Below are 9,905 nucleotides of genomic sequence, written 5' to 3'. Positions count from 1 at the left end.
ACTGGACTACTGCATTCGCGAGCAAGCCCGCTCCCACACTGGTTTCACGGTGAGGCTGAAATCAAACCAGGATTGAGGTCCCGGTCATCTCTACCGGCTTCTCCAGCCCCATCAGCATCAACATGGTCGGTGCCACATCCGCCAATACGCCGCCGTCACGCACTTTGAAATCGCGCTTGCCGACATAGATAAACGGCACCGGCTCAGTGGTGTGGGCGGTATGCGCCTGGCCGGTGGATTCGTCGGACATCTGCTCGCAGTTGCCGTGGTCGGCGGTGATCAGCGCTTCGCCACCGACCTTGTCCAGGGCTTCAACGATGCGGCCGACGCACAGGTCCAGGCATTCCACGGCCTTGACCGCCGCTTCCAGGTTGCCGCTGTGACCGACCATGTCGCCGTTGGCGTAGTTGACCACGATCACGTCGTAACGCTGATGCTCGATGGCGTCGACGATCTTATCGGTCACCTCCGGGGCGCTCATCTCTGGCTGCAGGTCGTAGGTGGCGACTTTCGGCGATGGGATCAGGATGCGCTCTTCGCCTGGGAACGGTTCTTCACGTCCGCCGGAGAAGAAAAAGGTCACGTGGGCGTATTTTTCGGTTTCGGCGATGCGCAGTTGAGTCTTGCCGTTTTTCGCCAGGTAGTCGCCCAGTACATTTTCCAGGCTGCCCGGAGCAAAAGCCGACGGGGCCGGGATATTGGCGGCGTATTGGGTGAGCATCACGAACTCGGCTTTGGGCTGGCGCGCGCGGTCGAAGTCTTTGAAACCATCGTCGACAAACACATGACTCAGCTCACGGGCACGGTCGGCGCGGAAGTTCATGAACACCACGGCGTCGCCATCTTCGACTTTCACCGGCGCGCCGATGGTGGTGGCTTTGACGAATTCATCGCTCTCGCCACGGGCATAGGCGGCTTGCAGGCCCTCCTGGGCGGTAGCGGCGTTGAATTCGGCCTGGCCGTCGACGATCAGGTTGTAGGCCTGGGCCACGCGGTCCCAGCGGTTGTCGCGGTCCATGGCGAAGTAACGGCCCACCAGGCTGGCGATACGGCCCTTGCCCAGGGCGGCGAAGGCGGCGTCCAGCAGTTCGATGGACGACTGCGCGCTTTTGGGCGGGGTGTCGCGGCCATCAAGGAAGGCGTGCAAGTAAATCTTGTCGGCGCCGCGCTTGAAGGCCAGTTCGGCCATGGCGACCAGGTGGTCCTGGTGGCTGTGCACGCCACCATCGGACAGCAGGCCCATGATGTGCACGGCTTTGCCTGCGGCGACGACTTTATCCACCGCGGCGCAGAGGGTCGGGTTCTCGAAGAACTCGCCGTCGCGGATCGCTTTGGTCACGCGAGTGAAGTCTTGATATACCACTCGTCCGGCGCCGAGGTTCATGTGGCCGACTTCCGAGTTGCCCATCTGGCCGTCCGGCAGGCCCACGTCCATGCCGGAACCGGAGATCAGGCCGTTGGGCACGGTGGCGGTGAGACGGTCCAGCACAGGCTTGTTCGCTGAGTACACGGCGTTGTCGTGGTGGCTTTCACTGTGTCCGAAGCCATCGAGAATTATCAGAACCAAAGGTTTAGGCGTGGTAGTCATAGATCCTCTCGCGGCGGTAATAAAGGAAGGCAATCGAAAAGTGAGTGGCAGTTTAAAGCGAAGTTCCAACCGCGTCACCGCTTTACGGGGGTTGGCCGCCCCCGACGGCTGTGTATACTTACCGCCATTTTAACGCCCTGGAACCTCCTTGATGGTTGATCACCTGATTGCATTTGCCACTGCCCACTATCTGCTCGTGGGTGCCTTCGTCATCTTGCTGGCGCTGCTGATCGCTCATGAGTTGAGCCGTGGTGGCCGCAGCCTGAGCACGTCGGAGCTGACCGCGCTGGTCAACAAGGATGAGGCCGTTGTCGTGGATATTCGCCCGGCCAAGGATTTCGCCGCCGGTCATATCGTCGGCGCCCTGAACATTCCTCAGGACAAGCTGATCGCACGCTTGGCCGAACTGGAAAAATACAAGCCCAAGACCATCATTCTGGTCGATGCCCAAGGCCAGCACTCCGGCACTCACGCCCGCGAGATGCTCAAGTCCGGTTTCACCGCCGCCAAGCTGTCGGGTGGTATCAGCAGCTGGCGTGGCGATAACCTGCCTTTGGTGAAGTGATATGAGCCAGGTCGTCGTGTATTCCAGCGATTATTGCCCTTATTGCATTCGAGCCAAGCAGTTGCTCCAGAGCAAGAAGGTCGCCTTCGAAGAGATCAAGGTCGATGGCAAGCCTCAAGTGCGCGCCGAAATGGCCCGCAAAGCCGGTCGTACGTCGGTCCCGCAGATCTGGATCGGCGACAGGCACGTCGGTGGCTGCGATGACCTGTTTGCTTTGGAGCGCGCCGGTAAACTTGATGTGCTGCTGTCCGCCTAACCCCTAAAAGACCCCAAGATAAAGAAGGATCTGCGATGACTGATCAACAGAACACCGAAGCAGCAGAAGCTCAAGGCCCACAGTTTTCGCTGCAGCGCATCTACGTGCGTGACCTGTCGTTCGAAGCGCCGAAAAGCCCGGCCATCTTCCGCCAGGAATGGGCCCCAAGCGTCGCGCTGGACCTGAACACCCGTCAAAAAGCCCTGGAAGGTGACTTCCACGAAGTCGTGTTGACCCTGTCGGTCACCGTCAAGAACGGCGAAGAAGTGGCCTTCATCGCTGAAGTGCAACAGGCCGGTATCTTCCTGATCCAGGGCCTGGACGAAGCGTCCATGAGCCACACCCTGGGTGCGTTCTGCCCGAATATCCTGTTCCCGTACGCTCGTGAAACCCTGGACAGCCTGGTTACCCGTGGCTCGTTCCCGGCGCTGATGCTGGCACCGGTGAACTTCGATGCCCTGTACGCCCAAGAGCTGCAGCGCATGCAACAGGAAGGTTCGTCGACCGTTCAGTAAACTTTCTGAGCGACGCCGATCAAAAAATGTGGGAGGGGGCTTGCTCGCGAATGCGGTACTTCGGTCGATAGTTCCAGTGACTGAGATTCCGCTTTCGCAAGCAAGCCCCCTCCCACATTTGCTGTGCAGTGTTATTTAAAGCCGAGCTGGCGCCAGCCTTCATAGACGGCAACGGCTACGGTGTTCGATAGGTTCAAGCTGCGACAGCCTTCACGCATCGGTAAACGCAGGCGGTGGCCATCGGGCAGTGCATCAAGCACCTCCGCCGGCAGGCCTCGGCTCTCCGGGCCGAACAGAAACGCGTCGCCCTCGGCAAAGCTGGCATCATGAAAGGGCCTCGAACCTTTGGTGGTAAAGGCGAACACGCGTGGCTGGCCCAGGCTTTCCAGGCAGCTTGCCAGGTCGGCATGGCGCTGGAGGGTGGCGTACTCGTGGTAATCCAGCCCGGCGCGACGCAGGCGCTTGTCGTCCATGTCGAAGCCTAGCGGCTCGATCAAATGCAGGTGGCAGCCACTGTTGGCGCACAGCCTGATAACGTTGCCGGTATTCGGCGGAATTTCTGGTTGAAAAAGGATGACGTGAAACATGCACGGCTCCGAAGGCAAAGATGCGCTGCATTCTACTCCCGAAGACGACCCAAGGCCGAAGCTATTGCCACGGGTGCTCGGCTCGTTGGCAATTGTCGGCCTGATGGTGGGCTTGATGATTGGTCGCTTGACCACCCCGGAGCCGGTCGAGCTGCAACAGATAGAACCTGTGGCGGACGGTCTGGTGGTGTGGTTCAACAGCGAGCCCAAGTTGCACGGCGAGCATATCGACGGCGCCGTGGCGCTGCTGTTCGACGCACAGGGCAAGGCCGCCAATGGGCAACTGAAGGTCAATGACAAGGTCGTGAACTGGCGTGTGCGCAAGACCGACAGCGGTCTGCTGCTGAACCTGGTGGCGGCTCGGCCATTGCGCGGAGAGTGGAAGGGCGCAGAGGTCAATGACCGCTGGCGCCTGGAGATCCATCTCCTTGAGCAATAAAAGAGGGAGTTCCCGGCCTGCCTGTACCAGGGCTCCCAAAACGGGGTGAAGCCGAAGGCTTCGGTGTTAAAGAGGGGATTCCCGGCCTGCCTGTACCAGGGCTCCCAAAACGGGGTGAAGCCAAAGGCTTCGGTGTTAAAGAGGGGGATTCTCGGCCTGCCTGTACCAAGGTCCCCGAAACTGTGTGGTACCAACGGTATTGCAGGGGACGTGCCAGAGTTTGCAAATTGCGCCGTAATAAACTTCAAGAAAGCGCAAAGCCCCGGAATCCGGGGCTTTGGTGGTTTCAGCGCTTAAGAATTTTTCAGCAGCAGCGGCCTTTGGGCTTTCAGGTCCGTGCGCGATGCCGGTTCATGGTGCATTGAAGCGGTGCACGGTCCCGAAACATTGTGAAGATCCACATCTGTGATCTTCAGGGGGGCTGAGGGTCAGCTCTCATCACCCTCATCATCATCCCCGCCATCCACCTTCATCCCCAGTTCCTTGATCTTGCGCGTCAGGGTATTGCGTCCCCAGCCCAGCAGCACTGCGGCATCGCGACGGCGTCCGGCGGTATGCTTGAGCGCGGTTTCGATCATGATCCGCTCGAACGCCGGCACGGCGCTGTCCAGCAGGTTCGACTGGCCGCGAGCCAGGGCCTGGTCGGCCCATTGGCGCAGTGCCTGTTCCCAGTTGGTCACCGGGGCCGAATCCTGGGGCAGGCTCAACAGCTCCGGCGGCAGGTCGCTGATATGCACTTCGCGCCCGGAGGCCATCACGGTGATCCAGCGGCACGTGTTCTCCAGCTGGCGTACGTTGCCGGGCCACGGCAGGTTCTTGAGGTATTCCTCCGTCTCGCTCTTGAGCAGCTTCGGCTCCACGGCCAGCTCCAGTGCGGCGCGGCTGAGGAAGTGGCGGGCGAGGGTGGGGATGTCTTCGCGGCGGTCCGACATGCGCGGGATGTGGATGCGGATCACGTTGAGGCGATGGAACAGGTCCTCGCGGAATTTGCCAGCGTGCACCAGAGTTTCCAGATTCTGGTGCGTGGCGGCGATGATGCGTACATCAACCTTGACCGGCGTATGCCCGCCCACGCGATAGAACTCGCCATCCGCCAACACCCGCAGCAGACGCGTCTGGGTATCGGCCGGCATGTCGCCGATTTCGTCGAGGAACAAGGTGCCGCCGTCGGCCTGCTCAAAGCGCCCGCGCCGCAGGTTGGCCGCGCCGGTGAACGCGCCTTTTTCATGGCCGAACAGCTCGGATTCCATCAAGTCTTTCGGGATAGCCGCCATGTTCAGCGCGATAAAGGGCGAGGTCGCCCGAGGGCTGTGGCGATGCAGGGCATGGGCCACCAGTTCTTTACCGGTGCCCGACTCGCCGTTGATCAGCACGGTGATGTTGGAGTGGCTCAAGCGCCCGATGGCGCGAAACACTTCCTGCATCGCCGGCGCTTCACCGATGATCTCCGGCGTGCGGGTCAGGGCCGGCGGGGCTTCCTGGTTCTGTTGTTCCTGGGCGTGCTGGTTGGCGCGCTTGACCAGCGCCACCGCCTCATCCACGTCGAACGGCTTGGGCAGGTACTCAAAGGCGCCGCCCTGGTACGACGCGACAGCGCTGTCCAGGTCCGAGTGCGCAGTCATGATGATCACCGGCAGGCGCGGGTGCTGTTCGCGAATGCGTGCCAGCAAGTCCAGGCCGCTGGCGCCGGGCATGCGGATATCGGAGATGATCACGTCCGGCTGCTGGCGAGCCAGGCGGCTCATCACGCCGTCGGCGCTGTCGAAGCTTTGGGTGGTCATGCCTTCCTGTTGCAAGGCTTTCTCCAGGACCCAGCGGATAGAACGGTCGTCGTCGACGATCCAGACAGTTTCACTACGGCTCATGTCGTGGGGGCTCCTTGTTCCAATGGCAGGAAGATCGAGAACGTGGTGTGGCCGGGATGGCTCTCACATTCGATCAGGCCCTGGTGCTGGCTGATGATGTTCTGGGTAATGGCCAGGCCCAGCCCGGTACCGTCCGGGCGGCCGCTGACCATGGGGAAGAAGATGGTTTCCTGCAATTCGGCCGCAATGCCCGGGCCGTTGTCGATGATCTCGACCTTGGTGACCAGGCGATGGCGCACGTGGCCGATGGTGAACTGGCGCAGGGCGCGGGTGCGCAAGCTGATGCGGCCCAGGCGCAGTTCGTTCTGGCTGCTGATGGCCTGCATGGCGTTGCGCACGATATTGAGCACCGCCTGGATCATCTGCTCGCGGTCGATCAATACGTCGGGAATGCTTGGGTCGTAGTCGCGCACCAGGGTGATGCAGCCCTGGCTTTCGGCGTCGACCAGTTGGCAGACGCGCTCCAGCACCTCGTGCACGTTTGTCATGGCCAGGGACGGCAGCTTGTTGGAACCGAGCATGCGGTCCACCAGGTTACGCAGGCGGTCGGCCTCTTCGATGATGACGTTGGTGTAGTCCTTGAGATGCTCCTCGGGCAGCTCGCGGGCCAGCAACTGTGCCGCGCCGCGAATACCGCCCAGCGGGTTCTTGATCTCGTGCGCCAGGCCGCGCACCAGCATCTTGCTGGTTTCCTGCTTGGACAGTTGCGCCTCTTCCTTGGTGATGCGCAGCAGGCGATCACGCGGGTGCACCTCGAGCAGCAGCAGGGTAGCGCCATTGCTCAGAATCGGTGTCACCGCGTAGTCGACGGTCAACGTCTGGCCGGTCAGGGCGGTGAGCATTGCTTCGCGCTTGGTGAACGGGTGTGCCTGCTCCACGGCCTGGCGCAACGAGCTCAAGGCTTCGGCCGACTCGGTGAACAATTCGCTGATGAACTGCCCATGGCTGCGCTGGCCGCTGATAGCCAGGAGCATCTCCGCCGCCGGGTTCATGTACTCAAGACGCAGGTCGGCGTTGAGCAGGATGGTCGCGGTAGTCAGATTGTCGAGTAACAAACGGTGCAGTGCATCACTGATGGTCATCGGGACCTCTTTTGGAGCAAGGCGCAGGCTTGAGGCACACGCTGATACAAGGAAAATGCAAAAACCAAACCAAGGCTCCGAAAAGAAGCGTTAATGCCCTGAAATAGCGGTTTATGGCGCGAAACTGTGGCGTTCTGCCAGTTTGTACGGGAAGAATCGAACCAAAATGGGCTGGCCAGGTGGGAAGGGTGCAGTCTATCGCACCAATATAGTGCGGTTTTGTGAAGGTTGTTCAGGAAGTAGCAGGCGGATCGTTTTCAGACAGGATGAAAACGATCCGCGTAGGCGATGTATCAGTTTTGCTCGGAAAGCGGCATGCCCTGAGTGCCCGCGTAAAAGACCAGCAGCTCGACCGGCGTGCTCCCGGTGATGCCGCGATGTTCGATGCCAACCATCTCGGCCAGGGTTTGCCCTTGGGTCAAGGTGCGAGTTACACCGCTCGCACGCGTTTCAATGCTCAACTCTCCTGAAACGATGTAGGCCGCGTTCGGCATTGGGTGGGTGTGCCATGGCAATTGCGTATGTGCAGGGATCTTGAGCCGTATCAGGGTCAGCTGCGGCTGGCCGGAGGGGTAGGCTTTGTAGGGCGTGCCATCCCATGACTCGCTGCGTTCAAGCAAGACCTCTTTCTCGATTTGCGTGTTCTTTGACGGGGTGTTGCAGCCGAGCAATAACGTACCCACTGCCATTGCGGCCAAATATTTGAGGGTGTCCATGATTTCACCTGTTCGGTAGTAAGCCGTCAGGCTATGGCTACCGGTCCAGGTGAAGATGCAGGAAGGGGCCTCAAATCATGTAGGGCGAGTGCACAACTCAGCAGTGGCGCGGATCATTGCCAGTTGGCGCAGCGGATCGTTCGGCGGCTCATGCACTGCCTGAGCCAGCCATTGCGGGCACTGCGGGTCGGTGCGTTGCGCGGTGAAGTCTGCCAGTTGCTGCAGCAAGCGTTTTTGCAGTTGATCCAGCTGCGGGCGAATCTGCTTGACCAGGTCCGGGCGCGGATCGTCGGGCGCCTTGCCCTGGAACTGCCAGTCAGACAGGTGCGTGTACTGCACGAGCTTGTTCGCTTCGATCTGCGCCGTGAAAAACTGCTCGACGGCCGCAGGGTCCAGCTTATAGCTCGGCGCCTGGGCGACTGCGCTGGCGATCACTTCCTGCTCGCGCTTTTTATCTTCTACGGGCTTGTGGCTGTCCCATTTGCTCAGGGCCACCTGGTCGGCAATCTCCAGTCGTTCGGCGATGCTGTTGAGCAAGGGGGCGAGGGTGGGCGGTGCAGCGGATGCACAGGCGCTGACGAACAACAGGGCGAATCCAAGTCTATGTTTCAACGAAGTTCTCCATATTTTGATTGGGGTTGCAGGTCTGGGATTGCGTCAGGCAGAGGCTACCCTAACTTGCGCGGTTACCTACAGTTACGCCAGAATCCGCCGGCTTGTACGGCTGGCTTGTCGTCTCTAAGGTTGCTCGGTCGCTGCTCATCAGCGATCAGGTTTAGTAGCCTGAGGTTAAGTTAAGTCGTACCGCGCCGGCCTTTATGGCGGCTGTGTGTAGGGCACCTTCGGGTGCGCCGGCTTTTGCTTAACTTCCCCGGTCTACTAACCTGCGCACAGCTGCCACCCATATCGTTTAGTAGCGAGTCGATGGCGGCCTCATTCGAGGAAGTTAAGACATGTTCAAACCCACCCCAAATCCACCGCCATCCGTCTTCAGCATCGCCGCTGATATCGATGACGAAGCCCTAATGGTCAACAGTTTCGAGACCTTCTCCTCGGTCAGCACTTTGTTGCTGGACTTGTCCGATAACCTGGACGGCAAGCATCGCTATGTTGTGTTGGCCATTCACCAGTTGAGTGCTTTGGGCACGCTGATGGTCAGTCGCATGCTCGACCGCCCAGCGCTCATCTGACAATCTGCAGGCAAAAAAAGACCTCCTGCGAAGGAGGTCTTTTTCATCACGCTACGTCAAGCAGCGCTACCGGATCAGCAGCTGTAGTACAGCTCGTATTCCAGTGGGTGTACGAAAGTACGCACCTTGATTTCTTCTTCGCTTTTGAGCTCGATGTAGGCATCGATGAAGTCGTCGCTGAATACGCCGCCTTTGGTCAGGAACGCACGGCCCTTGTCCAGTTCTTCCAGGGCTTCTTTCAGGCTGCCGCACACTTGTGGGATCTCTTTGGCCTCTTCAGGCGGCAGGTCGTACAAGTTTTTGTCGGCGGCGTCGCCAGGGTGGATCTTGTTCTGGATGCCGTCCAGGCCAGCCATGACCAGCGCTGCGAAGGCCAGGTATGGGTTGGCTGCCGGGTCCGGGAAGCGGGCTTCGATACGGCGAGCGCGCGGGCTGGAGACGTACGGAATGCGGATCGACGCGGAACGGTTGCGGGCCGAGTAAGCCAGCATTACCGGAGCTTCGAAACCTGGGACCAGACGCTTGTAGGAGTTGGTCGACGGGTTGGTGAAGCCGTTCAGGGCCTTGCCGTGCTTGATGATGCCGCCGATGAAGTACAGGGCGGTGTCGGACAGGCCGGCATAACCTTCGCCGGCGAAGGTGTTCTTGCCTTCTTTGGCGATGGACAAGTGAACGTGCATCCCCGAACCGTTATCGCCGTACAGCGGCTTAGGCATGAAGGTAGCGGTACGGCCGTAAGCATCAGCCACGTTGTGTACTCAGTACTTCAGGGTCTGAACTTCGTCAGCCTTGGCGACCAGGGTGTTGAACTTCACACCGATTTCGTTCTGGCCGGCAGTCGCCACTTCGTGGTGGTGAACTTCGATGACCAGGCCCATTTCTTCCATGGCGTTGCACATGGAGGTACGGATTTCGTGGTCGTGGTCGAATGGCGGAACTGGGAAGTAGCCACCTTTGACGCCTGGACGGTGGCCTTTGTTGCCGCCTTCCACGTCCTGGTCGGACATCCACGAGCCCTGTTCGGAGAAGATCTTGAACATGGAACCGGAGATGTCGGACTTGAACTTGACCGAATCAAAGATGAAGAATTCTGGTTCAGGGC

Annotated in this window: 11 protein-coding genes and 1 pseudogene; 5 read left to right on the top strand and 7 right to left on the bottom strand. The window is 60.0% G+C overall.

The window, feature by feature from the left end; translation table 11 throughout:
* Positions 1 to 61 precede the first annotated feature (61 nt).
* Positions 62 to 1,588, bottom strand: a complete 1,527-nt coding sequence (gpmI, locus tag Q1V60_RS09685; RefSeq protein ID WP_300629696.1) for a 2,3-bisphosphoglycerate-independent phosphoglycerate mutase — start codon at positions 1,586 to 1,588, stop codon at positions 62 to 64.
* A gap of 151 nt (positions 1,589 to 1,739) precedes the next feature.
* On the opposite strand from gpmI, the gene Q1V60_RS09680 reads away from it, so the two are divergent.
* Genes Q1V60_RS09680 through secB form a run of 3 tightly spaced genes read left to right on the top strand, consistent with a single transcriptional unit; the run spans position 1,740 to position 2,924 of the window.
* Complete coding sequence (locus Q1V60_RS09680) at positions 1,740 to 2,153, top strand: rhodanese-like domain-containing protein (protein ID WP_300629695.1); 414 nt, start codon at positions 1,740 to 1,742, stop codon at positions 2,151 to 2,153.
* Position 2,154: 1 nt separating this feature from the next.
* Positions 2,155 to 2,409, top strand: coding sequence for a glutaredoxin 3 (grxC, locus tag Q1V60_RS09675; protein WP_300629694.1), 255 nt, complete (start codon positions 2,155 to 2,157; stop codon positions 2,407 to 2,409).
* A 35-nt stretch (positions 2,410 to 2,444) separates the two neighbouring features.
* Positions 2,445 to 2,924: a protein-export chaperone SecB gene (gene secB / locus Q1V60_RS09670; RefSeq protein ID WP_300629692.1), complete on the top strand. Its 480-nt coding sequence runs from the start codon at positions 2,445 to 2,447 to the stop codon at positions 2,922 to 2,924.
* A 131-nt stretch (positions 2,925 to 3,055) separates the two neighbouring features.
* On the opposite strand, the gene Q1V60_RS09665 is transcribed toward secB, so the two are convergent.
* Positions 3,056 to 3,511 carry a tRNA (cytidine(34)-2'-O)-methyltransferase gene (locus Q1V60_RS09665; RefSeq protein ID WP_124422020.1) on the bottom strand — a complete coding sequence of 152 codons (456 nt, stop codon included), beginning with the start codon at positions 3,509 to 3,511 and terminating at the stop codon, positions 3,056 to 3,058.
* Between Q1V60_RS09665 and Q1V60_RS09660 the strand changes: the two genes are divergently transcribed.
* Entirely contained in the window at positions 3,510 to 3,950 is a 441-nt protein-coding gene (locus Q1V60_RS09660) for a hypothetical protein (RefSeq protein ID WP_300629686.1), read from the top strand. The genes Q1V60_RS09665 and Q1V60_RS09660 overlap by 2 nt on opposite strands.
* A 428-nt stretch (positions 3,951 to 4,378) precedes the next feature.
* On the opposite strand, the gene ntrC is transcribed toward Q1V60_RS09660, so the two are convergent.
* The 4 genes from ntrC to Q1V60_RS09640 form a co-directional block, all read right to left on the bottom strand.
* The gene (ntrC, locus tag Q1V60_RS09655; protein ID WP_300629683.1) at positions 4,379 to 5,815 is read right to left on the bottom strand and encodes a nitrogen regulation protein NR(I); all 1,437 of its coding nucleotides are present in this window, start codon (positions 5,813 to 5,815) and stop codon (positions 4,379 to 4,381) included.
* Positions 5,812 to 6,897, bottom strand: a complete 1,086-nt coding sequence (glnL, locus tag Q1V60_RS09650) for a nitrogen regulation protein NR(II) (RefSeq protein ID WP_300629681.1) — start codon at positions 6,895 to 6,897, stop codon at positions 5,812 to 5,814. The genes ntrC and glnL overlap by 4 nt, the downstream gene beginning before the upstream one ends.
* A 293-nt stretch (positions 6,898 to 7,190) precedes the next feature.
* Positions 7,191 to 7,613, bottom strand: a complete 423-nt coding sequence (locus tag Q1V60_RS09645; protein WP_300629678.1) for a cupin domain-containing protein — start codon at positions 7,611 to 7,613, stop codon at positions 7,191 to 7,193.
* A gap of 75 nt (positions 7,614 to 7,688) precedes the next feature.
* Entirely contained in the window at positions 7,689 to 8,225 is a 537-nt protein-coding gene (locus Q1V60_RS09640; RefSeq protein WP_300629675.1) for a chorismate mutase, read from the bottom strand.
* A 341-nt stretch (positions 8,226 to 8,566) separates the two neighbouring features.
* Here Q1V60_RS09640 and Q1V60_RS09635 point away from each other — a divergent pair, with 341 nt between their 5' ends.
* The gene (locus tag Q1V60_RS09635; RefSeq protein WP_300629673.1) at positions 8,567 to 8,803 is read left to right on the top strand and encodes a DUF6124 family protein; all 237 of its coding nucleotides are present in this window, start codon (positions 8,567 to 8,569) and stop codon (positions 8,801 to 8,803) included.
* Positions 8,804 to 8,877: 74 nt separating this feature from the next.
* Here Q1V60_RS09635 and glnA read toward each other — a convergent pair.
* Positions 8,878 to 9,905 (bottom strand): annotated as a pseudogene (gene glnA, locus Q1V60_RS09630) (type I glutamate--ammonia ligase); the annotation flags it as partial.

Source organism: Pseudomonas sp., from assembly GCF_030147005.1.
GTDB lineage: Bacteria > Pseudomonadota > Gammaproteobacteria > Pseudomonadales > Pseudomonadaceae > Aquipseudomonas.
Note: the sequence above shows the minus strand (reverse complement) of the source record. Positions and strands in the feature narration are given on the sequence as shown.